Consider the following 23,044-nt stretch of genomic DNA (forward strand, 5'->3'; position numbering starts at 1 on the left):
GATCTGTTGACGCAACTGCGCGAATCAGTCTGAATTTTTGAGCAATTCGAGCGCTGCGTTCCGGCCGGCACCGAAGGGGTCGGTGCCGATACCGATCCCGTCTGCGACGAGGGCACCTTCGTGAAGCAGCATGATTGCCTCGACGAGACGTTCGTCGGCTAGTCCGTCCGTCGCCAGAATGCGCCGGAAAAGGTCTGACATCTCCCGCTTTTGTTCGGCGATGACAGCGAACACCGGATGTGAGTGATCGCTGAACTCGGCGTGCGCGTTGATCATGCTGCACCCCTTGCCTCCGCTCGCCTTGGACCAGGAGGCGGAAGCGTCGAATACCGCACTCAACTGTTCGGCGCGGCTAGCTCCGGCTGATGCGAGCTTCTCGTCGCGAAAGATTCGCCACCGCCGATCTCGAGCCCTCAGGTATTCCACGACGAGACCGTCTTTCGAGCCGAACCGTTCGTACAAAGTCTTCTTCGTGACCCCGGCGTCCAGTGCGACGGTATCCACGCCTACGGCATGAATCCCCTTTTCGTAGAACAGCTTCGACGCAGACTCCAGAATGCGACGCGCTTTCGGAGTCAATTCGGGTGTGGATTCCTCTGCCATGGACAAAAGTATACCGATCTGTATAGTCGGGCTCATGAGTAAACAGATCGGTATACCTCGGATCGTGACCTCGAGATCTGCCGTGACGGCTACCTTGTCGGTCCTGTTCGTCGCGTGCTGGAGTTCGGGATTCATCGGGGCCAAACTCGGCGCCGGCAGTGCCGAGGTCCCCACACTGCTGATGTGGCGTTTTCTCCCGCTCGCGGTGGTACTGCTCCCGATTGTCTGGCTCTCCGCCCGGCGCCGGAACACGATGCCCACACCGCGGGCTCTCGGCAGGCAGGTGGTGATCGGGATGCTCTCCCAGAGTGGCTACCTGTTGTCGGTGTACTGGGCAGTCGATCTCGGGGTGAACACCGGAACCACAGCGCTGATCGACGGTATTCAGCCGCTGGTGGCTGCCGCGCTGCTCGGTCCGGTCCTCGGTGTCGCAGTCCCGCGTATGCAGTGGGTCGGGTTGGCGATCGGAATGGGCGGCGTCGCGATGGTCACGGCAGCCGATGCCGGGGCCGGTACATCGGCGCCGTGGTGGGCGTACGCGATTCCGTTCCTGGGGATGCTCAGCCTGGTTGCATCCACCTTCGTCCAGCAACGCGCTCCCACGTCTACACCGCCACTGCAGGCTTTGGCCATCCACTGCTCAACCAGCGCAATAGTTTTCACAACTCTGGCGATCGTCTCGGATGCTGCCGTACCGCCGAGTATCAGCACATTCTGGATCGCGTTGCTCTGGTTGATCGTGTTGTCCACCTTCGGTGGTTACGGGCTGTACTGGTTGTTGCTCCGCCGCATCGGCATTACGTCCGTCAACACCCTGATGTTCTTGATCGCCCCCGTCACCGCGGTCTGGGGCGCACTGATGTTCGGAGAATCCTTCACTCCGTTCACCGCGCTCGGCTTGGCGGTGGGCATCGTCGCCGTCGTCGTGGTCACCCGGGTGGGCAATCGCCCGAAGAAGCAGGACGAGGGCACGGATTCCTGCCCGGCGAGAGCTTCGATCACGTCGCGCTGATGAAGGCCGATCGGGATGTGAACCGCTCGCGGAGCGCGGTGAGTTGCTCTGCGGTGAGCTTCAGTCCGTTGATTGCGTAGTCCTCGACGGTGCCGAAGTGCGTGCGCATTTCGTCGAGAGCTGCGTCGAAATAGCTGTCACGGACTCCGAGGAGGGGTCGTAGCACTTCTGCGTCAACGCCTTTGCTCGCGGCGAAGTCGAGGATCGGTTCTGTCATGGGAGCCAGATCGGTGTTCGTCTCCAGGTAGTCGGCGCGTACATCGGCTTCGTCGGCCCCGAGGAGGAGTAGGAAAGAGGTCGCGGCCCACCCGGTTCGATCCTTGCCGGTGGTGCAGTGGAAAAGTGCTGCCCCGGTGCGTTTTTCGTCGATGAGGTCGAGGTAGAACGTGCGATAGGCGTCGAGAGCGGACGGCAGGCTGACGAAGTTGCGGTTGGCTTCCTCCATCTGTGCGATCCCACGTCCGTCGCTGATGGTCTCGGCGTATGCGACCGGGTCCGTCATGAGTAGTCCAGTGGCCGCGGCGTTTTGGGCATTGTCGGCAAGTACGTCGAGCCAGACTGTGCGCGTCGAGTCAGGGAGATTGTCGAGTGCGCCGTCGCGCTCTGCGGCGGTCCTCAGGTCGTATACCGTCCGGACGTCCAAGTCGGCGACCGCGGCAAGGTCGTCGCCGTCGAGTTTCGCCAGAGTCGCCGAACGATAGAGCGCGCCCGCGCGGACGGTGCCGTCCGCAACAGGAATGCCACCGAGGTCCCGGAAGTTCGGAGCGGACTTCAGGAGAACGCGGCGATCGAGCGGGTGAGTTGGCATGGCTGACTCCTTGTGGGTTCCGTTTCCGAACTGATCATTCATGCCTTCTGCACACTGCGCACGAGCTTTTCGGCATTGCGTCTCTTGATCCACTTGTCGATGACGAGGGCCATGAAGATCCACCCTCCCAATGCCGTGATCACCCACACGATGATCGGGGCGAGGATCCAGGACCCGACGCCGCTGATCTCGATACCGTCGGGGACCAGGGTCGCAACCCAGAGCGCGAGCAGTGTGGCGACCAAGCCGACACCACCCGCGAGCGGAGCCGCGTAGTGCAGTGCCACGCTGAGCACGAATGGGCCGAGAATCATGTGTGCGAGGGTGAATACACCGATAACGGCCAAGAAGCCGTTCACGCTCAGGCTGACCCCGGGAAGAGCAAAATGCACGACGATCAGCGCGATCGCGCCGAGAACACATTGCGAAATGAGCTGAAATAACAGACGCATGGCTTGTACCTCCGTGATCAGGTCGAGTCACCCGAGAGTGGTGTGTGCGTGGGGAACGCTTTGCTGCAGGGCTTCGGGACGAGGCGCCGTCCAGGTGCCGTCGAGCACGGAGGGACGGGGGCGGTACAGGCGCAGTACGTAGTTCCACCCGGGCATGATGGGCAGTGCGTTCGCGACGCCGTCGAGATGGACCCCGAAGCGAATGGTGGTGCTGCCGTCGGAGTCTGGGGTGGCCGTGAGGCTGTTGATGCTGTTGACGCCCAGAGCGTTCTCTTCGAAGTATCCGGCCGCGTTGTACAGCGAGACCGACCAGAACGCATCCACGGGAACATCGTTCAGGCGGAGACGGTATTCCCCGACCGGGAGACGTTCGTCGAAGTTGACGTAGGTGGCCTCGTACTCGGGAAGGCCACCCCAGCCGGATGCGGTACCGAGCAGGTGCCTGATCGGATCGACTTCCGCAGCGGTACCGAATGAATGGTCGTACGTGGTGATGCCACGCGCGAGTGCGAGGAGTGCGTCGCGGGTCTCGGTCTGCGATTGCTCGTCGTAGTCGGGCAACGGGAACTCTCCCGTTCCGCCGCCGTCGATGTTGAGGGCGTCTTGCAACCGGTTCACCTCGGCGACGTCTTCGGGGCTGTTCGGATCGACGAGGATGCGCACGATCAGTGCGGCGTAGTCGGTCCCGACCAATTCACGCGTGAGCAGGTGCTCTCCCGGGTCGCGCAGGATGACGGGACCGAAGTGATCTTGACTGACCACCCACACGGAGATGTAGCGCTCGCCGGTATCGGGCACCGTGATGGTGACGTTCTCGCGCACGTCGATGATCGCGCTGCTGTACAGAGTGTCGCGGTTCTGGCGGATGATCGGCTGGTTGTCGAGTGACCCGAGATCACGAGTGTGGTTCCACGTGCCCAGGCCGACGCCCGCGGCCAGGCGAGCGAACATGAGATCGGACTCTGCCCGATTGAAGTTCAGGACGTTGACGGCGATCGTGGACATAGTGGGTTCCAATCGGTGTCGGGGTACGGAAGCGGGCGCGGTAATCCATGGCCCGTCGGGGTGAATCAGCCCAGCAGTCGTGCTTTCGCGGCTTGGAACTCGGCGTCACTCAGCAGGCCTTGTGATTTGAGGTCGCCGAGTTTCTGCAACTCGGCGACGAGATCGACCGGGGCCGCGGGTGCGGGTGTGGGCATCGGGAGTGCGGCATGCTGCTGGGCGAATTCGTACTGCGCCTGCTCGTAGTCGGCCTGAGCTCTCCTTTGCCGGCGGGTGGCCATACCGTCGCTGACGGCGGTCGCGGTACCGGTGACGACCGCGGTGCGGGCGGCGAGGCCCAGCAGTCCGGGGCGGCCTCGTCTCGGGATGTACGGCATGTCAGACCTCCAATTTCGGGATGATCGTGTCCATGAGGGCATTGACGACGGGTGCGGGTATCCGCTCGTAACCCAGTAGCACCGCGCCTGACGCAGCGGTGCGGGCGGCGAGTTCGCGCTGATAGACCAGCTCGAGCGCGACCAGCAGCGCTGCAGCGCCGGTGGGAATGGCTGCCGCGAGTTCGGTGATGTCCTCATGCCCGAGCAGACCGGACGCGCCGAGCATCTCGACGTTGATCTCGAAGCCGTTCGGCAACTCCTCGACTTCGATGAGGGTGAGTTCATCGTCCTCGGACTTGGAGATGACGATCAGATCGAGCAGCCGCACCAGGCCGGTATCCGTAAGGTCGGTCAGTGCGGAGAGCGCGGCCGGGTCGAGGCTCTGCCCAGGCAGGCCGAGAAGGTAGAAGTCGACGGGGCCGAAACGCGCGGCACTCACGAGAGGACCTTCAGCTTGAGTGCGGCGAACTCGTCCTCGCTGATCGCTCCGGCTTCGAGCAGTGCTGCGGCTGCGGCGATCTCCTCGCTGGGGCTCTTCCCCGCGACCTCGCGGATATACGATTCGGCGGCCTTCTCGGCGTCGCGTGCGGCCTTGTTGCTGCGTTCCGTCATCCCTTCGCCGCGGGCGACGAGATAGACGAGGGCGGTCAGGATCGGTAGGAAGAGCAGGAAGAACACCCAAACGGCCTTCAACCAGCCGTTCAGCTTGTGGTCGCGGAACAGGTCGGCGATGATCGCGAACAGTGCGAAGAGATATCCGATGAAGACGGTCGCCCACAGCATCCAGCCGAGGCTTTCCCAGAAGCTCATGTGTCTTATCCGTTTCGTGTAAGGCCTGCGCACACGGTATTCCGCTGACTCACGCATTTCGGTTGATTCCGGCAATTCTCACCGGTATCGGCGGGCTTCGATCGCGGCCTAATCCGAAGCGGATGAGACCGGATTTCCACGGACATCGAACGTCTCGAGTATCTTCGACACATGATCGAAGCCGTGCGTGACGCACTCGCCTCTGGTGAGGCGGAGCAGGCTCGACGAGTCCTGCGGAAAAACTGGCTTCGTTTGATTCTCGAATCTCACACCAGGGAACTCGAGCAGCTCTGCCTTGCTCATCCCGATCCCCACGATCCGCACATCCTGCTGATACGAGCGTGCTGCCGGGATCTCAGCGGTGATCCGTACGGCGCTGAGTTTCTCCGCGGGCAGGGTCTGCGGGTGGCGTCCGACGATTTTGTCGTCTGCTTCACCGACCTGCTGCTCGCTCCGGACACCTCGACCAAGGCCGTCATCGCCGATCGCGCGCGTCACGCGCTCGCCCAGTGCGAGCCCGAGGACGATTACCCGTCCGCGCTTTTCCTCCTCGGATGGACCGAGGTCAGGCTTCGTCGTGACCTTCCTCGTGCCATCGCGCTACTTCGCTCCGCCGGCGACGAGGCGCAGTTGCAGTCGCGCACGGAGACATTGCGTCTTGCACAGTCCAACTTGGCCTTTGCGCTGACCCACGCGGGAGCATTCACGGAAGCCGAACAGATCCTCGACGGCCTTCCTGCGCGAGAGGTGGCGTCCGATTGGGAACGCTTCGAAGGTGGTCTCCCACAGTCGAATCGGGGGTGCATCGCTTACTGGCGTGGCGACTTCGAGGAGGCGATCGCTCAGTTCGATTCGATCATCGAGGAGGGCAGCCCCGGAACCAATTTCGAGGCGCTCGCCCGTCTGTACCTGGTGATGAGCCTGATCGCTCTGAACCGGGAAGACCGGTACCACAACGCCGCTCGTCTGCTGCGAGGCGTGAGCACTGCGGACAAGCACGGCATTCCTTGGGATACGCTGCGGCGCGTCACCACGGCCTGGCTCGCCCACGCTCAAGGACAGGACGAGCAAGCTCGACGCATCGCAATGCCCACGCTGACCAGAACAGGTGCTGCGGTCGCTCACGCGCTTCTCGCGGAGCTCTACCGAGTCATGGGGGATCCGGAACCGTCGGCTCAAGCGCTTCGCTTGGCAACCTCGGCCGCGCTGCCGCGATATGCGCTGGTGAGCACCCTTGTCACGTCTGCCGCCCTGAACTCCGTCGCCGGGCGTGGACCGCAGGCGCACGAGCAGTTGGATCGTGCGCTGGCGGAAGCAATCCCCGAGCGGATTCTCGCCCCATTTCTGAGCGGCGATCCGGTAATCGTCGATCTGTTGAACGCGCACGCAACACAGGGGTCGAGACACCAGGAGCTCCTGCGCACGATTCTGGAAAAACGGGGCCAGCTCTCTGCCAAACTCGCCGGAGTCCTGACGGAACGTGAGAAAGAGATCCTCACTTTTCTGCGAACCACGATGACTGCAGACGAGATCGCTGCGCACCTCGGCATCGCCTATCCCACTGTGAAGACTCACATTCGCTCGATCTACCGCAAACTAGGCGTGACCAAACGGCGTGCCGCTGTTCAAGCAGCCGACAACCTAGACCGCGGGATCGGGGGCGATTCCGCGGCGGAGGCTGCGAACCGTCAGGTCCAAGGCTTGTAGGCGCGTCCCGGAACCACGGTTCACGTAGTCCATCGACGTGTAGAGCAGTGACCACAGCAGGTTCTGCACCCAGTCCGAACCCATGTCGGGGTCGATGGAACCGTCGGAGTGTCCGCGCTCGATGGCATCGGTGACTGAGTCGTCGTTCGACGCGGACTTGGCAAACGAATCTTCTTGATACACACCGGGAGTGAAGAACAGGACCGTCAAGAGGTCGGCCAGTTCGAAGTATTCATGGCACAGGCGAACCAGCGCTTCGGCTCCCGTACCCTCGCCGAGTCGAGCTGCTGCTGCTGCCTCTCCGACGGCGCGGGTGGCCTCGGCCGCGACTGCGTCGACCAGGTCTGACCGTTCGGGAAAGTAGCGGTGCAAAGTGGTCCGGCCGACCTTTGCGGCCGAAGCGATCTCGCTGAGGGTCGCAGCAGGCTTGGATGCGAACACCGAAACGGCAGCATCGAGGATGGCCTTCCGAGTGCGCTCGCGGGTCGCGCTTTGTTCTGGTGCGCTGTGGATCGTTGTCACGAATCCGAAGCGTAGCCGTGTCCGGTTTCGGTATCCAGTGTTTCCGAATCGGAATTTCTCTTGCCCTTTATGGAACATTCGTGTTCCATAAATTCATGCTTGAATCCGACGCTTCTCAGCCCGCACCGAAATGGAGCAATCTCCGCGTCCTCTCGGAGTTCGCTCGACCGCATCTGCCGTCGCTCCTTCTCGGATTGGTACTGGCGCTGTGCGGCTCGGCGGCGACGCTGGCAACGCCGATGGTCACCAAGTGGGTTCTCGACACCCTCGATACCGGTGCGTCGCTGAAAGGACCTATCCTCACGCTCGTCGTCCTTCTGATCGTCGGTGCAGTGCTCGGTTGTGCTCAGTGGATCGTTCTCGGAACCGCCGCCGAGAAGGTTGTCTTCGACGCCAGGTCGTCGCTGGTGAAGCGATTCCTGGCGGCGACCGTACCTTCGCTGCAATCGCGATCCGTGGGTGAATTGGTCACCCGGGTCACGTCTGACACCTTGCTGCTGCGGGAGGCTGCGTCGTCGGCCGCGGTGAATATTCTGAACGCAGCCGCGTTGACCATCGGAACGATTGTTCTGATGGGCGTACTGGATCTGCCGTTGTTGGGCGTCACCATGGTGGCAATCGTGTTCGCCTCCATACTCTTTGCCGTTCTGATGCCTCGGATTTCCGCAGCCGAAGCGCGAACCCAGGAATCGCTCGGTCAGCTCGGCGGCGTACTCGAGGGTGGCTTGCGTGCGATCCGGACGGTCAAGGTTTCCCTCGCCGAGGATCGCGTCGGCGCTCTGGTGACGAACAATGCGTCCGATGCGAAAAAGCATGCGATCACGGCAGTTCGAGTGTCGGCAACCGCGTGGACTGTCGCGTGGACCGCCATTCAAGGATCGATCATTGCCATCCTCGGCTTTGGTGCGTGGCGAGTCGCCGACGGCGAAATGGCAGTCTCGACGCTCATCGCGTTTCTGCTCTACGCCTTCACCCTGATGGGGCCGGTGTCGGAGCTTGCGCAGAACGTGACCTCCGTTCAGTCGGGAATCGCGGCAGCTATCCGGATTCGCGAGATGCAGTCGTTGCCCACCGAGCAGTACGACGAGGTCGTGGACGTGGTCGCGAAAACCAACGCTGCCGCGCCGCTGATCGAGTTGCGCGACGTCACCGTGAGCTACCACGGATCGAACCAGCCGGCGTTGCGTGATGTCTCGCTGGTCATTCCGACGCGTGGGCACATGGCCATCGTCGGCCCGTCGGGTGCAGGAAAGACGACCTTGCTCTCGACCGTGCTGCGATTTGTCGAACCTCGATCGGGTGAGGTTCTCCTGCATGGAGTCGGTTACGACGCGCTCGATCACCGCGCTGTGCGCGAGAGTCTCGCGTACGTGGAGCAGGAGACACCGGTGGTGCCCGGAACGATTCGGGAGAACGTCGTCTTCAGCCATCCCGATGCGACGGACGAAGAAGTCCAGGCCGTTCTGCGCTTGCTCCGGCTCGACGACGCGATCGAGGCCCTGCCCAACGGACTCGACACCGCTCTGACGGCCACCTCGCTGTCGGGCGGCCAACGTCAGCGGATCGCGATGGCGCGCGCAGTTCTGCGGCCGAGTGCTTTGCTTCTGCTCGACGAAGCCACTGCCCAGGTCGACACGCTCACCGAAGCCGCGATTGTCGACGCGATCAACGAACGTGCGCGCACCGGGGCCGTGGTGACTATCGCTCACCGGCTCTCGACGGTGCGTGACGCCGACTGGATCGTGGTCATGGAAGACGGTCGGATCCGCAACATCTGCAACCATGACGAGCTCATGGACAAGGACGATCTGTACCGCGACATGGTGGTTGCCGGCCGGCTCGATCAGGGCGAGGCGATGCTCGAAGATTGTTGACCCGGCGCATCGGCATGTGCGAGAGTGCTGTTACCGAGCGATCGCTCGGTCGGGATGTTCTTTCGGAGGTGGCTGGTGGCAATCGATCTGACGTACGCGCCCGAGGTGGTGGCGCTGATCGAGAAGACGCGCGACTTCACGCGCAACGTAGTGCTCCCCATCGAAGACGAACACGCCGGTGACATCGCTGTAGCGGGTGGCGATGCCATCCGCATCGAGATGCAGTCGGCAGCAAAAGAAGCCGGTGTCTTCGCCCCGCATGCACCGATCGAGTACGGCGGCCACGGACTCAACATGAGTGATCGCGCGCCGGTCTTCGAGGAAGCCGGCTACTCGCTATTCGGGCCGACGGCGCTCAACATCGCGGCGCCGGACGAGGGCAACGTTCACATGCTGGCCCACGTGGCGAACGAAGCACAGAAGCAGCAGTTCCTCGCGCCGCTCGCAAGCGGGGACATGCGGTCGGCATTCGCCATGACCGAACCCGCGCCCGGAGCGGGATCCGATCCCTCGGCTTTGAACACCCGCGCCGAAAAAGTCCCCGGTGGCTGGAAGATCAACGGTAAGAAATGGTTCATCACCGGCGCCGACGGCGCCGGGTTCTTCATCATCATGGCGCGCACGTCCGGCGAGCCCGGGCAGCGCGGCGGAGCGACCATGTTCTTGGCGCCGACGGACACTCCCGGCCTGGTAGTGGGTCGACACATCGACACCCTCGACAAGGCCATGATCGGTGGGCACTGCGAGGTCACGTTCGAGGATCTCTTCGTACCCGACGAGGCCGTTCTCGGTGAGGTCGATCAAGGTTTCGCCTACGCGCAGGTTCGCCTCGGTCCCGCCCGCATGACGCACGTGATGCGCTGGCTCGGTGCAGCGCGCCGCGGCCACGACGTCGCCGTGGCCAGGGTTGCCGAACGAGAAGGCTTCGGCTCGAAACTCGGTGATCTCGGAATGATCCAGAAGATGGTCGCCGACAACGAGATCGACATCGCAGCCAGCCGCGCACTTCTGGTGCAGGCCTGCTTCGAACTCGATCAGGGCGGGCACGCGAGCAACGCGACGTCCATCGCCAAGACCTACGCTGCCGAGGCGATCTTCCGGATCGTGGACCGCTCCATTCAGATGTGTGGCGGAATGGGCGTGTCCGGCGATCTGCCGCTGGCACGCTTGTCCCGCGAAGTGCGTCCCTTCCGCGTCTACGACGGCCCGTCCGAGGTTCATCGCTGGGCAATTGCGAAACGTGTTGTGGGAGCTGCGAAGCGCGCTGCTCGGGAGGAGTCGAAGTGACGGACTTTCCAGGACTCGATCTCGCGGCGCTCCACAAGTATCTGCAAGCCGCAGGCGTCGAGGTGAGCGGTGAGTTGCGAGCCGAACTGATTTCAGGCGGCAAATCCAATCTCACCTACGGAATCTTCGACGACAACTCGAAGTGGATTCTGCGTCGTCCACCCACGGCCGGCCTCACGCCGTCGGCGCATGACGTTGCGCGTGAGTTCCGAATCACCTCGGCGTTGCAGAACACTGCCGTGCCGGTCGCGCCGACCGTCGTGCTGTGCGAGGACGCCTCGGTGATGGGTGCGTCGTTCACGGTGGTCGAGTTCGTCACCGGTCAAGTGATCCGAACCAAAACCGAGTTGGAAGCTGTTCCGGCAGCGCAGGTCACGCAGTGCACCGACGAGTTGGTGCGTGTTCTCGCTGCACTGCACGACGTCGACTACACCGCAGTGGGTCTCGGCGAACTCGGCAGACCCGACGGTTACGTAGCCCGCCAGGTGAAGTTGTGGGCCGGTCAATGGTCACGCGTCAAGACCGAGGACTCGGCCGACGTGGACAGGTTGGCGTCGAGCCTCGCGGAATTGATTCCGGCGGAATCAGCCTCGTCGATCGTGCACGGCGACTACCGGATCGACAACACGATTCTCGCGGCGAACGACGTCACCAAGGTTGCCGCAGTGGTGGACTGGGAACTGTCGACGCTGGGCGATCCGCTGGCGGACATCGCGATGATGTGCGTCTATCGGCATCCCGCGCTGGATCTGGTTCTGGGTGAGCCTGCTGCGTGGACGAGCCCGTCGCTACCGTCCGTTGTCGATCTGGCGCAACGGTATTCGTCCGTTTCGGGTCGTGAACTGGCGCATTGGAACTTCTACATGGCGCTCGGGTTCTTCAAACTCGCCGTCGTGGCGCAGGGCATCGATCACCGATTCCGGGCAGGAGCCACCGTCGGCGGGGGATTCGACAAGGCTGGATCTTCTGTGCCGGAACTGATCTCGGCCGGACTCAACGCACTGCAAGGGAAATTCGAATGACTCGATCAGCACTGGTCACCGGCGCCTCCAAGGGAATCGGGCTCGGCATCGCAACACGCTTGGCTTCGCAAGGGTACGGGCTGACCATCACGGCGCGTGATACCGAGCGGCTCGCCGTTGTCGCCGAAGAACTTACCCGCGCCGGATCGCCGGACGTCGTCGTCTCGGCCGGCGACATGGCGGACGAGAACTTCGCCGCAGCACTCGTCGCCACACACAATGAGCGATTCGGCTCCATGAGGGCTCTCGTCCTCAACGCCGGAGTGGGAACCAGTGGGCGAGTAGCGGATTACCCGATGCGACGTTTCGACAAGACCGTTGCCGTCAATCTCCGAACACCGTTTGCACTATTGCAAGCGTCGCTGCCGCTCCTGCGTACAGCGGCGGACGCGGACCTTGCCGGCGGAGCGAAGGTGATCGCTCTCGCCTCGATGGCCGGTGTGTATGCCGAGAGCGGCCTGGCCGTCTACGGAGCCACCAAAGCTGCGCTGATTTCGATGGTCGAGGCACTCAACGCCGAGGAATCCGGAAACGGCGTCAGTGCGACGGCCATCGCTCCCGGTTACGTCGACACCGACATGTCGGCATGGACACACGATCGGATCACACCGGACACCATGATCAAGGTCGACGACATCGTGGAGTTGGTGGACGGTCTGCTCAAGCTCTCGTCTCGAGCGGTCGTTCCGAAGGTCGTCATGGCGCGGGCCGGGACCAACGGCTACTCCGCCTGAAATTTCAATCCAGCTTGGCTTCGCCCCGCTTGCGAAAGAAGTGAAAGCCAGGCACCCCGACGATCGCCTGCCGCAGGTCCTTGACCACTCCGAGGAGTTCGTGGATCTCGGGCGAGACGGAGTCCAAGGTTCCGAGGATGGGCAATACCGCGGCCACCCGGTCGGTGAGCTCCGGTAGTTGGTCGATCAGCTTGATCGCGGCGCTGACCTCTGCCTCGGAAAGGTCGTCGGCGAACCTGGCGGCCAGCGGCGCGAGCTGTAGGGCGATGGGCTCGTAGATCTCGAGGAGTTGACCCGCGATGTCCGACGTCTGCTCGACGGCCTCGACCAGTGTCTCAGCGCGAACGGTCACGGCGGCAGCTCCGATGACGACGCGGTCGGCGTTGTCGGCGATCTGGTTGATGCGCGCCACCAACCTCTCGACCGAGAAGAGGAGCGCCTCGAGTCGAGTGGGCAGGGTGACCGCAAATGCGACCGTGGACAGGGACCAGTGCACCACGTCGCCGACGGAGCGGACGACGGTGGAGCTGCCGGGCAAAACTAGAGCCATCCCTCGATACTGCCTGATGTGACGTCAAAGTACAGGTAAATCTCACATTCACGAGGCCCGCGGCGTCTTCGAGGTGTCGGTGCCGGCGCGGACAATCACTTCACCCGCTGCCTGCCGCACCGCGCAACCTGGAAGGATCGAGACATGACGGCTATCCGTACGCACACTGTGATCGACTCGCCGATCGGAGCGTTGACGCTGGTAGCAGCAGGTGACGACCTCTGCGGTCTGTACATGGCGGAGCATCGCCACAAGCCGGACGAGTCCACGTTCGGTGATCGTTCCTCGGCGGTCTTCGGTGAAGTCGAATCGCAGCTCACCGAGTACTTCGAGGGTGATCGCACGGAGTTCTCCGTGCCGCTGGCGCCCGTGGGCACCGAGTTCCAGAAGCGGGTGTGGGACACCTTGCGAACGATCCCGTACGGCGAAACCTGGACCTACATGGAGCTCGCGCAAACTTTGGGTAACCCGCTTGCGATCCGTGCTGCCGCCGCGGCAAACGGCAAGAATCCGATCAGCATCATCGTTCCCTGTCATCGCGTGGTCGGTAGCGACGGAAGTCTGACCGGTTTCGCCGGCGGCCTCGAACGTAAGCGGTTCCTACTCGACCGCGAGCACGGCGGCGAATCGGATGTCCTCTTCTGATGCGCTCGGCTCACAATTCGGTGATCGGGAACGTCTACCGGTCGTGACACTCAAACCGTTCGAAGACGTCGTGACCGAATACGGTGCAGTGGTCCTCCGTGTCTGCCGCGCGGTGGTCGGGCCCGTCGACGCCGAGGACGCGTGGTCCGAGACGTTCATCGCAGCGATGCGGGCATATCCGGATCTGAATCCGGACGCGAACATCGAAGCCTGGCTGGTGACCATCGCGCACCGCAAGGCAATCGACATCACCCGAGTGCGCGCCCGGGTGGCCGTGCCGACAGACGACGTTCCGGAGTTGCCGACGCGAATCGGCGTACCCGGAACGTGGGATCACGAACTCTGGGACGCACTCGAACAGCTACCGCTCAAACAACGTGCGGCAGTCGCCTATCACTTTCTGGGTGGGCTGCCGTACGCAGAGATCGCGGACATCCTCGGCAACACCCCGGCGGCCGCCAGACGCGCGGGTGCCGACGGTATCGCCACACTACGAAGAACCTACTTGTCCGCTACCGCTGCGGAAGGGAGTCACTCATGAGTAACGATGTGTTCGAGGCGCTTCCAGCCGTTGACGCTGACGCCATGATCCGCCTACGGGCGCGCCTGGCTGCTCAGGCGTCCGAAGCTGAATTGATCGACGTGGCATATCGAACCGTCGATTCGCCGGTCGGAAAGCTGCTCCTGGCGGCGACCGATGTCGGCCTGGTGCGGGTTGCCTTTGCCGTCGAAGGGCACGACCTCGTTCTGGAACGTTTGGCGGACACCGTCAGCCCCCGTGTGCTTCATTACCCGCGCAGGCTGGACACTGTCGCTCGCGAGTTGGACGAGTACTTTGCCGGTGCGCGTCGAGAATTCGATCTGCGCTTGGACTTCCAACTCGCGAAGGGGTTCCGACGCGAAGTGTTGCGTCATCTTCCCGAGATCGAATACGGCCACACTGCAAGCTATTCGGTGGTCGCGGCAGCATCGGGAAGCCCACGTGCGGTGCGTGCCGTAGGGACCGCATGTGCAAAGAACCCGCTGCCGTTGGTGGTCCCGTGTCACCGGGTGGTGCGCAGCGACGGCAGCCTCGGGCAGTACGCGGGTGGCCCCGAACTGAAAGCGATTCTGCTGGATCTGGAAGCCGGCCGGTGAGCGCAGTGACGCTGCGCTTTCAGGCGCCCTATGCAGTCGAACCGCTCACCGGTGCCCTGCGGGCTCACTGCGTCGCAGGCCTCGAGCGTCACGACGACGGTGTTCACACCAGAGTCGTACCGTTGCCTTCCGGACCCGTTGTCGTGTCGGTGTCGTGGACCGACGACGGTGTCGTCGTGGATTCCGATGTGCCGGTAGCGGATTCCGCAGTGCTGGAGGTGATCGTGCGCCGTTGGCTCGACCTCGACGCCGATCACACTGCTGTCGAAGCGGCGTTCGGTAGTGATGAGTTGTTGGCCCCACTTGTTGCCGCCCGTCCAGGATTGCGTGTGCTCGGTTCGGTGGACGGGTTCGAGACCGCAGTGCTCACTGTTCTGGGACAACAGGTTTCGCTCGGCGCGGCGAGGACGTTCGGTGGTCGTTTTGTCAGCGCATTCGGAGCGCCGGTGCAAGGGGATTTTCTTGCCTTCCCTGATCCGGACGTGGTTGCAGCGCAATCAACCGAGGGCATACAGAAAGCCGTCGGATTGACCACAGCGCGCGCAAGAACAGTGCACACGCTGGCAACTGCGGCAGCGAACGGCCTCGACCTCTCCTGGAATGCGGATCCTGTCCAATTTCGGCGAGAGCTGTTGGCGCTAAAGGGGATCGGACCGTGGACCGCTGACTATCTCACCGTCCGGATTCTCGGTGATCGCGACGCATTCGTGCCCGATGATCTGGTGTTGAAACGTGCGCTGGGGGTCTCGACGGCCAAAGAAGCCGCAGCGTTGTCCGAGCGCTGGCGACCCTGGCGAGCCTACGCGCTCTTTCATCTGTGGACCAAGGAAGCGTTTCTGTAGTCGGTCAGTCTTTCGCGCGCGCCAGTTCGGACGGCCACCAAATACGTTTCCCGATGTCGTGAGAGAGTGCCGGCACCAGGACGCTGCGCACGATGATCGTATCGAGCAGCACGCCGAAGGCCACGGCAAATCCGATCTCGGCGAGGAAGACCAGTGGCAGGATGCCCAGTACGGCAAATGTTGCGGCCAAGACGATTCCGGCTGACGTGATCACACCGCCCGTCACCGCAAGACCGCGCAGTACACCTGCACGGGTGCCGAATTCTCCGGTCTCCTCCCGGACTCTGGTCATCAGGAAGATGTTGTAGTCGATACCCAGCGCGACGAGGAAGACGAAGGCGAACAGCGGGAACGATTGATCCGCCCCGGCGAACCCGAATACGTGTGTGAAGAAGAATCCGCTCACACCGAGGGTCGCCGCGAATGAAAGCACCACGGTGACAATGAGAATCACCGGGATCAGCAGAGCGCGGAGCAAAGCGGCCAGAACCAGGAAGATCACCACCAGCACGATCGGGATGATCAGGTTTCTGTCGCGGACCGAGGCCGCCTGGACATCAAGGGTGGTGGCCGTGCTGCCGCCGACGAGCGCGTCGGCGCCGGGCACGTCGTGGACGGCAGTCCGCAGTCGCTTGACAGTTTCGAGTGCCTGCGGCGAATCGTAGGAGTCGGCGAGGGTTGCATTGATCATGGTTCGGCCGTCGATCGGTGCAACGGTGAAAGCCGCAGGGGCGCAACCCGCAGCGGCGGCTTGTGCGACGGCAGCGGGGTTGGTCTTGATCAAATCGCTGACCTTCGCGACGTCCACCTGGGTGCAGACGGCGCCGGGATCCTGCGAGATACCTTCGACGCCGCTGGCTGCTTTGATGACGGCGTCGGCCTGGTCGGCGTTTGCGGTGATCACGGCCGGTGCGCCGGCTCCGGGATCGAACTTCGAGTCGTAGAGTTCTTGTCCGACAACGGCGTCGGGACGATTGGTGAAGCTTTCGGTGGATGTCAGGCCATCGGTTTTGAGACTGCCGATCCCGGCCGCGAACAGGATGATCAACAACACTGTGGCGCCGATCCACAGTGGGCGGTCCTTGCTACCGACGGCCTCGGCGATCTTGCCCCACATCCCGTGCGTCGTAAGGTCTGCGGCGTGATCGACCTTGGGCTTGCGCGGCCAGAAGACCCACCGTCCGGTGGCGGCCAGAGCGACCGGCATGAACGTCATCATCACCAGATAGGTGCAGGCGATCCCGATGGCGGCGACGGGTCCGAGGCTCTTGTTGGAGTTGAGTTGAGAGAACGTCAGGCAAAGCAGACCGAGAATCACGGTGACAGCCGAAGCGGTGATGGCCGGCGCAGACTCGCGCCAGGCCTTGATCATCGCGTCGAAGCGGTTGGGATACGTGTGCAATTCTTCGCGATAGCGAGAGATCAAGAGTAGGGCGTAGTCGGTACCGGCACCGATCACCAACACGAAAAGGATGCCTTGAGATTGTCCGGTCAGAGTGAGTAATTCGGCTTTCGCGAGAAAATAGATCACCATCGACGACAAGCCGATGGCGAGGAGCGCGGAGAACAGCGGGAAGAACCACAACACCGGCGATCGGTACACGACAAGCAGGATGAGGATCACGACCAGGAGTGCCGCGCCAAGGAGCGCTCCGTCCAGACCGGCAAAGGCGTCGATGAACGCAACGAGTAGCCCACCTGGCCCGGCTGGGAGTACCTCGACATCACCAGCTGCTTGTTTTGCGGCGTCGATGACGTTCTGCTCGGTGGTCGCCAGGACATCGCCTGCCACGGATGTGTCTCCGTCCTTGGCGACGAGTGGCACGAAGATCGACGCAGTTGTGCCGTCGGCGGAGTACTGAGTGGGCTGCATACCGTCGGCGTCTACCCCGGAGATGCCGGCAATGGCGCCGTAGGCCGAGTTGATTGCAGATTTGTCCGCCTCGGTGAGGGCCGAATCTCGATGGAACAGAACAAATCCAGGGATCGTCTCGACTGCGAGGAAGTTCGCGGATTGGTTGCTGACGATCGTCGATTCTGCGGAACTCGGCAGGTACGAGGCGTTGTCGTTCTTCTGAACCTCGGCGAGTTTGCCTTGGAACGAACCGCCGAATCCGCCTGCGACGAAGGCAAAGATTGCAAGCGCGATCACGGTGAAGATCGGCACGCGAAGGCGTTTGACCGTTCCGCGCTCGTTCCGTTCTGCATCAGTTGTATCCAGCTTGGTCATGGTTCTCCTCGAACGCAGTCGACCAGCACCAACAAAGCAACGTTTTCCAGTAGAACACGCAATACGGGCGCGGTGGAACCACTTGGCGTGGAATTGACGACGCTACGAAGTGCCTTTGCCGTAAGTCTCGCGGGCTGCGACGTCCATGGGAAAACGGACGACTGTGTCGCCGAACAACAATCGAGTTGCCGAAGCCGCGGCGGCCAGCACGTGGGCGGTACCTGACTCGGGATTTCGGGTATGCACGACTACCTCGTCGTGCTGGAAGAAGACCAACTCGCCGTCCGGATCTTCGGCGAGGCGGCGCCTGAGGTCGGCCAGGAGGCACAGCGCCCACTCGGACGCAGTGGCCTGCACGACGAAGTTGCGCGTGAAACGACCGCGGGCGTGAGCGTCGCCGTGGGAGTAGAAGTCGGGAGACGGTGGGGGACAGGCCCGGCCGAGCAGTGACTTCACCACCTCGCCGCGCTCACCTGCCTTGGCAGCTTGCTCGACGTACTCGACGGCGACCGGGAATCGCTTCCGCAACAAGACGAGCAGTGCTTTGGCTTCACCCGCCGTCGCCCCGTACAGGACTCCGAGGATTGCGACCTTGGCTTTTGCGCGATCACCGCCGAAGGCTTCGGCACCGACAAGTGCGTACAGGTCGTCGTCCCCGGCGGCGGCCATCATGCGGCGGTCGCCGGACATGGCGGCCAGAATTCGGGGCTCGAGCTGACCGGCGTCGGCGACGACGAACACGTGGCCCGGATCGGCGACGACGCTCGAGCGCATGGTCTTCGGAATCTGGAGGGCCCCGCCGCCTCGACTCGCCCACCTGCCGGACACGACACCACCGGGAACGTAGATCGGACGGAATCGATCTCCCCGCACCCAACTGTCCATCCACTGCCAACCGTTGGTGCTGTACAGCTTGGCGAGTTCGCGATGACGAAGGAGTAGCGGCACAGCCGGATGATCGATCTCCTGCAGAAACCACTTGCGCGTCGACGGAAGTTCGATGCCCTGACGACCGAACGCCTCGGTGATCTCCACCGAAGACGAAGGATTGACGGTGCGCCCGAAGACCTCACTGATCTGTGCGGCAAGTTCCTGCATACGAGCGGGGAGGTCGTATCCCGTCGGCCGCGGCCCCAGCCGTTCTTCGAGGAGTTCGCGATGCTTCTGCGTCGAGAACGGAAGGCCCGTGTGCGTCATCTCGGCGGCGCTGAGAGCGCCGGCCGATTCTGCTGCGATCAACAAGTCCAGTCGAGCGTCCGCGCCGATGGTTGCGCGCTGCTCGGCGAATTCGGTGACGACGGCGAGGGGATCGAGAACGGGTGCAGTGTCGAAGAGTCCGAGTCGATCGTCGTCGAACTCCTCGGCGGGCGGTGACGGTTTGCCGGCGCGCATTCCGAGTATCGCGCGGGTCAGGGAGATGTCGTGGCACCGCTGAACCCGTACGCCTGCCCGCAGTAGAGGTGGGTACACGGTCGCCGTATTCGGCCACACCCACCGCGGGTGCTCGGCTTCCTCGATGGTGCGTACCGCTGCGATCAGGTCGGGGTATTCGACGGGATCGGCGAGCGGCGTTCCAGCGGGATCGGTCCGTAGGACAGTTGCCGTCACAGCTCCCGTGGACGTCGTACTACCGGGGACCAGGACAACTCGCACGACATCAGTGTGACGGCTGGGTCCGACACGCCATCGCTCGGCGTGCTCAGGCCCCGACGAACTGGATGTGCTGACCCGGGCGGGCTTGGCCGAGTCGGTCGATATCTGCGTCCGCGACCACTCCCACCACCGGATAGCCGCCGGTGATGGGGTGATCGGCGAGGAACACGACAGGTTGGCCGCTGGGTGGGACCTGGATCGATCCGAGTGCCACGCCTTCGGTGGGCAGTTCGGTGTCGTCTGTTCTTCGAAGTAGTTCGTCGGCGCCGACGCGATCGACGCGTGCGCCGATTCGGTCCGAGTCGGTCGAGATCGCCCATCGGCCCTGGAGGAGTGTTTCGGGGTTGGTGAATCGATCTGCGCGAGGACCGAACACCACTCGAATGGCGAGAGTCTCGTTTGCCATCGGCGGCACCGGTGCGAGGTCGACGCCTGAGAACGTGGTCGGCGATGGCCCGATCGGGAGAAAAACACCAGGCTCGAGAGGCGCCGGACCGATCCCGGACATCGTGTCGGTGCTGCGCGATCCCAGGATCTCGGGAACCACAATGCCGCCTCGGACGGTCAGATACGTCCGCAGTCCACTCGGTGCGTAGTCCAGGCGGACGGTCTGACCAGCCCGTAGATCGATCACGCTCGAATGCCCGACCGGAATGCCGTCGCGGTAGGCCTGTGCAGGCGCACCGGTGCACGCGATCGTTGTCGGTTGCTGCGCCCGAAGACTCAGCCCGCCCAGGAGGACCTCGACACCGGCTGCGCCCTCGTTGTTGCCGACGAGCCGATTGCCAAGCCTGAGAGATCGCCTGTCCGCCGCACCGGAAACCCCGACACCCGAGCGAAGATGACCTATCCGTCCGAGGTCCTGGATCAGGCTCAGCGGCCCGGTGTCGAGTATCTCGAGGCCGTTCATCGTTGTTCCTCGTTCACGAAGCGCACGCGTCTGCCGGGCTGAACGGTGGCCGGTGGTGTGGCGTTCAGATCCCACATCACGGCATCGGTGCTCCCGATGATCTGCCAGCCACCCGGTGATGCACGCGGGTAGACCGCGCTGTATCCAGCGGCCAGGGCGACGGAACCGGCAGGCACAGCGGTTCGTGATTGCGTTCGACGCGGAACGTCGAGCCGAGCGTCGCCTGAAGTCAGGTAGGCGAAGCCGGGCGCGAATCCGATGAAGGCGCAACGCCACATTGCCCCGGTGTGGGCCGCAACCACCTCGGATCGGCTCATACCAAGTGACTGTGCGACGTCGTCGAGGTCGGGCCCGTCGTACCTGACGGCGATGGTGAGTGCATCCGTCTCGGAATGCTCGTCTGTGGTCGCGGCAGAATCGGTCTGCTCGAGATCGTTCAAGCACTTCCGGACGTACGTGAGATCTGCCGCCGGGGTGCACGTGACCAGGACCGTGCGAGCTGCGGGGAGGAAGTCTTCGACCCCGACCGGGGTGTTACGCGTCAGTGCTTCGGTGAACGCGAGAACGCCAGCTTCGGAATCGAAGTCCACGAGCAATGCGCGTTCTCCCGCGGGAAGTATGCGAGTCACCGGGAGGGCTCCCTATCGACTCGAGTCCGCTCCACGTCCGCTCGCATCGCGGCGATGAAACTCGCGATGGTGGCTCGCTCTGTGGCGGTAAAATTGCCGAGGGTGCTCACCGCCCGTGAAATGAGTGGGCCGAAGTAACTCTCGCCCAGAGTGACCGCCGATGGTGTGACCTGCAAGAGCACCCGCCTGCGGTCTGCTGAGTCTCGCTCCCGAGCTACGTGGCCCGCTTTGACCATCCGGTCGACGAGCGCGGTCACCGACGCCGAGTTGATACCCAGCTGTGCGCCGAGCCAGCCTGGTGTCGCCGGTGTGTCCGAGCGCTCGGCATCGAGAAGGCAGATCAACGCGCGCACGTCGGTGGAGTGCATTTTGTACTTGTTCGCAAAGCCGGAAACCGCCACGTTCAAGTCGACGGTAAGTGCGCGAAGCGAGTGGACGATCGCCATCGCTTCGTCTTCTGCATCGCCGACGCTCAAGGATGCCTCCAGCCCTGGTGTGTTGTCTCTTGATTGTCTACTATCTCGATAATCGAGAGAAATGGGGGTGGGGGATGGACTTCAATCGCGCATACGACGCTGTACTGACCAAATGGCCGCAGAAACCGCTGGGTGTGGATCTCGCGGGGCGGTTCGGTAACACGCATGTGAACGTCTGTGGGCATGCAGACTCGCGGCCGTTGATCCTTCTGTCCGGGGGAGGTGCCACTTCGACGGTGTGGTTCGACAATGTTGCGACGCTGTCGAAATCCCGGCGTGTCTTTGCTGTCGACACCATGGGCGATGCCGGGCGGAGCGTTCCGAATGGTGATCCGATGAAGTCCGTCGACGATCTGATCGAGTGGATGGACTCGATAGTCGATTGCACCGGGGCCGGCACCGTCGATGTGATCGGACATTCCTACGGCGCGATGATTGCGTTGGCCTTTGCGCTGCATCGACCTGATCGTCTCGGCAAACTTGTTCTGCTCGACCCTAATTCGAGTTTCTCCGGCATGAAGGCGGGCTACCTTCTGCGTGCGCTTCCGCTGTTGCTCTCCCCGTCGCGAGCACGCCGACGGCGACTGTTGGAATGGGAGACAGGCGAGTTGAGTATCGACTCCGACTGGCTGTCTCTTGTGGAAGTGGGCACTTCGGATCTACCGCGACCCGATCTCGTAGTGCCTCGACGTCCGTCGAAGGAGGCCTTGAGCGCACTGGATGTCGAGTTGCTGGTGGTCCTCGCACAAGACGGACGGGTGCATGATGCGGAAACCGTGTCGAAGTCAGTGCGGGAGAGGGTTCCCGCAGCGCGTGTCGAGGTGCTGAAAGATTCTTCGCATCACAGCATTCCGATGGTTCCCGCCGATGAAATCAACCGGGTGCTCGTCGACTTCTTGGAGGGCTAGCGGATCAGGGTGCGACGACGCACCCCGGACCGATCGGGGTGGCCGGATTGACCATGACCGTTGCGACCGGCCCGCCCGCGGACGTCTGGTAGGCCATCAGGGAGTGCTCACCGGGTGCGGTCGGAGTCCACAGCGTGACTGCGTGGCCGAGCACCACCGGCAAGGTGAAGTAAGGATTGACGGTGTCCCAGATCAATTCCTGCGGGAACATGGTCGACGCCCGGTTCATGTCGACAATCGAGACGTTCGGCTCGTTCAACGCTGCTGTCCTGGCAACCACCAGATATGTGCAGCCCGCTCCGTACGGCGTCGTCGGTCCGCTGCTGAGACCCGGAAGGATCGTGACGTCGACTACGTCCGCGGAAGCTGACGTCGCGGAACAGATGGCTGCGCCCGCGCAGAGGGCGGCGGCGATCACGGAAGTGCGAGCGATACGTGAAAGTGTCATACCAGCAGGTCGGTTTTATCTGGGTGGGCGTTACAGGCAGACTGACCGGATGCGCGCACTTCACGTTCTGCTGGCCGGCTTCGGCTTCCTGCTGGGGTTCCTGATTATTGTTGTCTCCGGCCTGATCGAGTGGGCGTCCTTCGCCTCCCGAACCGATTTCGCCTTCGTCGGTGACTCCGCCGTGTCGGTTGGTGTTTCCAACGAGGCGATCTACACCGCCGTCGCTGCTCCACTGGTGGGTGCGCTGATGGGCTGGCTGTCAGCTGTCATCGCGACGAGGTTCGGGTGGAGCCTCACTCGTGGGAGTGTCACTCTGGCAAGCGAGTGACCAGGCAGCGGACCCGCTTGCTGGTCCGTGGGTTATGAGGAAAGGCCCCGACCTCCATCGAGGTCAGGGCCTTCCTTT

27 protein-coding genes are annotated in these 23,044 nt (G+C 63.0%); 12 read left to right on the plus strand and 15 right to left on the minus strand.

What is annotated here, in order from left to right; genetic code table 11:
- Positions 1-24: 24 nt before the first annotated feature.
- Positions 25-603: a TetR/AcrR family transcriptional regulator gene (locus tag G4D79_RS09360; RefSeq protein WP_047272072.1), complete on the minus strand. Its 579-nt coding sequence runs from the start codon at positions 601-603 to the stop codon at positions 25-27.
- 34 nt (positions 604-637) lie between these two features.
- Here G4D79_RS09360 and G4D79_RS09365 point away from each other — a divergent pair, with 34 nt between their 5' ends.
- A complete protein-coding gene (locus G4D79_RS09365; RefSeq protein WP_235867874.1) occupies positions 638-1,615 on the plus strand; it encodes a DMT family transporter in 978 nt (325 codons plus the stop codon).
- On the opposite strand, the gene G4D79_RS09370 is transcribed toward G4D79_RS09365, so the two are convergent.
- The 6 genes from G4D79_RS09370 to G4D79_RS09395 form a co-directional block, all read right to left on the minus strand.
- A complete protein-coding gene (locus tag G4D79_RS09370; protein WP_235867873.1) occupies positions 1,602-2,423 on the minus strand; it encodes a tyrosine-protein phosphatase in 822 nt (273 codons plus the stop codon). The two genes, G4D79_RS09365 and G4D79_RS09370, sit on opposite strands and share 14 nt — an antisense overlap.
- A 38-nt stretch (positions 2,424-2,461) precedes the next feature.
- Entirely contained in the window at positions 2,462-2,875 is a 414-nt protein-coding gene (locus G4D79_RS09375; RefSeq protein ID WP_099698110.1) for a phage holin family protein, read from the minus strand.
- A gap of 27 nt (positions 2,876-2,902) precedes the next feature.
- Positions 2,903-3,880, minus strand: a complete 978-nt coding sequence (locus G4D79_RS09380; RefSeq protein ID WP_003940299.1) for a DUF1214 domain-containing protein — start codon at positions 3,878-3,880, stop codon at positions 2,903-2,905.
- 65 nt (positions 3,881-3,945) lie between these two features.
- On the minus strand, positions 3,946-4,254 hold the full coding sequence (locus tag G4D79_RS09385; RefSeq protein ID WP_007729626.1) for an SHOCT domain-containing protein: 309 nt from the start codon (positions 4,252-4,254) through the stop codon (positions 3,946-3,948).
- 1 nt (position 4,255) lies between these two features.
- On the minus strand, positions 4,256-4,693 hold the full coding sequence (locus G4D79_RS09390) for a DUF6325 family protein (protein ID WP_007729624.1): 438 nt from the start codon (positions 4,691-4,693) through the stop codon (positions 4,256-4,258).
- Entirely contained in the window at positions 4,690-5,064 is a 375-nt protein-coding gene (locus G4D79_RS09395; RefSeq protein ID WP_007729621.1) for a PLDc N-terminal domain-containing protein, read from the minus strand. The genes G4D79_RS09390 and G4D79_RS09395 overlap by 4 nt, the downstream gene beginning before the upstream one ends.
- A 171-nt stretch (positions 5,065-5,235) precedes the next feature.
- Here G4D79_RS09395 and G4D79_RS09400 point away from each other — a divergent pair, with 171 nt between their 5' ends.
- The gene (locus G4D79_RS09400) at positions 5,236-6,771 is read left to right on the plus strand and encodes a LuxR family transcriptional regulator (protein ID WP_063315739.1); all 1,536 of its coding nucleotides are present in this window, start codon (positions 5,236-5,238) and stop codon (positions 6,769-6,771) included.
- Here the strand turns inward: G4D79_RS09400 and G4D79_RS09405 are convergent.
- Entirely contained in the window at positions 6,706-7,293 is a 588-nt protein-coding gene (locus tag G4D79_RS09405) for a TetR/AcrR family transcriptional regulator (protein WP_099698124.1), read from the minus strand. The genes G4D79_RS09400 and G4D79_RS09405 overlap by 66 nt on opposite strands.
- Positions 7,294-7,388: 95 nt before the next feature.
- Between G4D79_RS09405 and G4D79_RS09410 the strand changes: the two genes are divergently transcribed.
- The 4 genes from G4D79_RS09410 (at position 7,389) to G4D79_RS09425 (ending at position 12,210) form a co-directional block, all read left to right on the plus strand.
- Positions 7,389-9,167, plus strand: coding sequence for an ABC transporter ATP-binding protein (locus G4D79_RS09410; protein ID WP_099698109.1), 1,779 nt, complete (start codon positions 7,389-7,391; stop codon positions 9,165-9,167).
- Positions 9,168-9,242: 75 nt separating this feature from the next.
- Complete coding sequence (locus G4D79_RS09415; RefSeq protein ID WP_003940162.1) at positions 9,243-10,454, plus strand: acyl-CoA dehydrogenase family protein; 1,212 nt, start codon at positions 9,243-9,245, stop codon at positions 10,452-10,454.
- Entirely contained in the window at positions 10,451-11,476 is a 1,026-nt protein-coding gene (locus tag G4D79_RS09420) for a phosphotransferase family protein (RefSeq protein WP_007729609.1), read from the plus strand. The genes G4D79_RS09415 and G4D79_RS09420 overlap by 4 nt, the downstream gene beginning before the upstream one ends.
- Positions 11,473-12,210, plus strand: coding sequence for an SDR family oxidoreductase (locus tag G4D79_RS09425; RefSeq protein WP_030537223.1), 738 nt, complete (start codon positions 11,473-11,475; stop codon positions 12,208-12,210). The genes G4D79_RS09420 and G4D79_RS09425 overlap by 4 nt, the downstream gene beginning before the upstream one ends.
- Positions 12,211-12,214: 4 nt before the next feature.
- Here G4D79_RS09425 and G4D79_RS09430 read toward each other — a convergent pair whose 3' ends face one another.
- Entirely contained in the window at positions 12,215-12,760 is a 546-nt protein-coding gene (locus G4D79_RS09430) for a hypothetical protein (RefSeq protein ID WP_007729604.1), read from the minus strand.
- A gap of 144 nt (positions 12,761-12,904) precedes the next feature.
- On the opposite strand from G4D79_RS09430, the gene G4D79_RS09435 reads away from it, so the two are divergent.
- The 4 genes from G4D79_RS09435 to G4D79_RS09450 are packed head-to-tail and all read left to right on the plus strand — an operon-like array spanning position 12,905 to position 15,384.
- Positions 12,905-13,405, plus strand: a complete 501-nt coding sequence (locus G4D79_RS09435) for a methylated-DNA--[protein]-cysteine S-methyltransferase (protein WP_003940613.1) — start codon at positions 12,905-12,907, stop codon at positions 13,403-13,405.
- Positions 13,392-13,946 (plus strand): RNA polymerase sigma factor, encoded by a 555-nt coding sequence (locus G4D79_RS09440; protein ID WP_080961251.1) that lies wholly within the window; start codon positions 13,392-13,394, stop codon positions 13,944-13,946. Before G4D79_RS09435 ends, G4D79_RS09440 begins: the two co-directional genes overlap by 14 nt.
- Entirely contained in the window at positions 13,943-14,542 is a 600-nt protein-coding gene (locus G4D79_RS09445) for a methylated-DNA--[protein]-cysteine S-methyltransferase (RefSeq protein ID WP_007729599.1), read from the plus strand. Before G4D79_RS09440 ends, G4D79_RS09445 begins: the two co-directional genes overlap by 4 nt.
- Positions 14,539-15,384, plus strand: a complete 846-nt coding sequence (locus G4D79_RS09450) for a DNA-3-methyladenine glycosylase (RefSeq protein WP_099698108.1) — start codon at positions 14,539-14,541, stop codon at positions 15,382-15,384. Before G4D79_RS09445 ends, G4D79_RS09450 begins: the two co-directional genes overlap by 4 nt.
- Before the next feature lie 4 nt (positions 15,385-15,388).
- Here the strand turns inward: G4D79_RS09450 and G4D79_RS09455 are convergent, their stop codons facing one another.
- The 5 genes from G4D79_RS09455 to G4D79_RS09475 form a co-directional block, all read right to left on the minus strand.
- Positions 15,389-17,614: an MMPL family transporter gene (locus G4D79_RS09455; RefSeq protein WP_064074236.1), complete on the minus strand. Its 2,226-nt coding sequence runs from the start codon at positions 17,612-17,614 to the stop codon at positions 15,389-15,391.
- A 102-nt stretch (positions 17,615-17,716) separates the two neighbouring features.
- Positions 17,717-19,267 (minus strand): bifunctional 3'-5' exonuclease/DNA polymerase, encoded by a 1,551-nt coding sequence (locus G4D79_RS09460; protein ID WP_099698107.1) that lies wholly within the window; start codon positions 19,265-19,267, stop codon positions 17,717-17,719.
- A gap of 46 nt (positions 19,268-19,313) precedes the next feature.
- Positions 19,314-20,177 carry a biotin-dependent carboxyltransferase family protein gene (locus G4D79_RS09465; protein WP_099698106.1) on the minus strand — a complete coding sequence of 288 codons (864 nt, stop codon included), beginning with the start codon at positions 20,175-20,177 and terminating at the stop codon, positions 19,314-19,316.
- On the minus strand, positions 20,174-20,806 hold the full coding sequence (locus tag G4D79_RS09470) for an allophanate hydrolase subunit 1 (protein ID WP_099698105.1): 633 nt from the start codon (positions 20,804-20,806) through the stop codon (positions 20,174-20,176). Before G4D79_RS09470 ends, G4D79_RS09465 begins: the two co-directional genes overlap by 4 nt.
- Complete coding sequence (locus G4D79_RS09475) at positions 20,803-21,282, minus strand: MarR family winged helix-turn-helix transcriptional regulator (RefSeq protein WP_064687758.1); 480 nt, start codon at positions 21,280-21,282, stop codon at positions 20,803-20,805. The genes G4D79_RS09470 and G4D79_RS09475 overlap by 4 nt, the downstream gene beginning before the upstream one ends.
- 74 nt (positions 21,283-21,356) lie before the next feature.
- Here G4D79_RS09475 and G4D79_RS09480 point away from each other — a divergent pair, with 74 nt between their 5' ends.
- Positions 21,357-22,190: an alpha/beta fold hydrolase gene (locus G4D79_RS09480; protein WP_099698104.1), complete on the plus strand. Its 834-nt coding sequence runs from the start codon at positions 21,357-21,359 to the stop codon at positions 22,188-22,190.
- A gap of 4 nt (positions 22,191-22,194) precedes the next feature.
- On the opposite strand, the gene G4D79_RS09485 is transcribed toward G4D79_RS09480, so the two are convergent.
- Positions 22,195-22,638, minus strand: coding sequence for a hypothetical protein (locus G4D79_RS09485; protein ID WP_054188400.1), 444 nt, complete (start codon positions 22,636-22,638; stop codon positions 22,195-22,197).
- Positions 22,639-22,687: 49 nt separating this feature from the next.
- Here G4D79_RS09485 and G4D79_RS09490 point away from each other — a divergent pair, with 49 nt between their 5' ends.
- Entirely contained in the window at positions 22,688-22,966 is a 279-nt protein-coding gene (locus G4D79_RS09490) for a hypothetical protein (protein WP_054188399.1), read from the plus strand.
- Positions 22,967-23,044 lie beyond the last annotated feature (78 nt).

Source organism: Rhodococcus sp. WY5 (assembly GCF_018588185.1).
GTDB classification, from domain to species: Bacteria; Actinomycetota; Actinomycetes; order Mycobacteriales; family Mycobacteriaceae; genus Rhodococcus_F; species Rhodococcus_F qingshengii.

What these genes read in the sequence shown, in the direction of transcription:
- G4D79_RS09360 (WP_047272072.1), bottom strand. Translation starts at nt 603, where the DNA reads ATGGCAGAGGAATCCACACCCGAATTGACTCCGAAAGCGCGTCGCATT.
- G4D79_RS09365 (WP_235867874.1), top strand. Translation starts at nt 638, where the DNA reads ATGAGTAAACAGATCGGTATACCTCGGATCGTGACCTCGAGATCTGCC.
- G4D79_RS09370 (WP_235867873.1), bottom strand. Translation starts at nt 2,423, where the DNA reads ATGCCAACTCACCCGCTCGATCGCCGCGTTCTCCTGAAGTCCGCTCCG.
- G4D79_RS09375 (WP_099698110.1), bottom strand. Translation starts at nt 2,875, where the DNA reads ATGCGTCTGTTATTTCAGCTCATTTCGCAATGTGTTCTCGGCGCGATC.
- G4D79_RS09380 (WP_003940299.1), bottom strand. Translation starts at nt 3,880, where the DNA reads ATGTCCACGATCGCCGTCAACGTCCTGAACTTCAATCGGGCAGAGTCC.
- G4D79_RS09385 (WP_007729626.1), bottom strand. Translation starts at nt 4,254, where the DNA reads ATGCCGTACATCCCGAGACGAGGCCGCCCCGGACTGCTGGGCCTCGCC.
- G4D79_RS09395 (WP_007729621.1), bottom strand. Translation starts at nt 5,064, where the DNA reads ATGAGCTTCTGGGAAAGCCTCGGCTGGATGCTGTGGGCGACCGTCTTC.
- G4D79_RS09400 (WP_063315739.1), top strand. Translation starts at nt 5,236, where the DNA reads ATGATCGAAGCCGTGCGTGACGCACTCGCCTCTGGTGAGGCGGAGCAG.
- G4D79_RS09410 (WP_099698109.1), top strand. Translation starts at nt 7,389, where the DNA reads ATGCTTGAATCCGACGCTTCTCAGCCCGCACCGAAATGGAGCAATCTC.
- G4D79_RS09425 (WP_030537223.1), top strand. Translation starts at nt 11,473, where the DNA reads ATGACTCGATCAGCACTGGTCACCGGCGCCTCCAAGGGAATCGGGCTC.
- G4D79_RS09430 (WP_007729604.1), bottom strand. Translation starts at nt 12,760, where the DNA reads ATGGCTCTAGTTTTGCCCGGCAGCTCCACCGTCGTCCGCTCCGTCGGC.
- G4D79_RS09435 (WP_003940613.1), top strand. Translation starts at nt 12,905, where the DNA reads ATGACGGCTATCCGTACGCACACTGTGATCGACTCGCCGATCGGAGCG.
- G4D79_RS09440 (WP_080961251.1), top strand. Translation starts at nt 13,392, where the DNA reads ATGTCCTCTTCTGATGCGCTCGGCTCACAATTCGGTGATCGGGAACGT.
- G4D79_RS09445 (WP_007729599.1), top strand. Translation starts at nt 13,943, where the DNA reads ATGAGTAACGATGTGTTCGAGGCGCTTCCAGCCGTTGACGCTGACGCC.
- G4D79_RS09455 (WP_064074236.1), bottom strand. Translation starts at nt 17,614, where the DNA reads ATGACCAAGCTGGATACAACTGATGCAGAACGGAACGAGCGCGGAACG.
- G4D79_RS09465 (WP_099698106.1), bottom strand. Translation starts at nt 20,177, where the DNA reads ATGAACGGCCTCGAGATACTCGACACCGGGCCGCTGAGCCTGATCCAG.
- G4D79_RS09480 (WP_099698104.1), top strand. Translation starts at nt 21,357, where the DNA reads ATGGACTTCAATCGCGCATACGACGCTGTACTGACCAAATGGCCGCAG.
- G4D79_RS09485 (WP_054188400.1), bottom strand. Translation starts at nt 22,638, where the DNA reads ATGACACTTTCACGTATCGCTCGCACTTCCGTGATCGCCGCCGCCCTC.
- G4D79_RS09490 (WP_054188399.1), top strand. Translation starts at nt 22,688, where the DNA reads ATGCGCGCACTTCACGTTCTGCTGGCCGGCTTCGGCTTCCTGCTGGGG.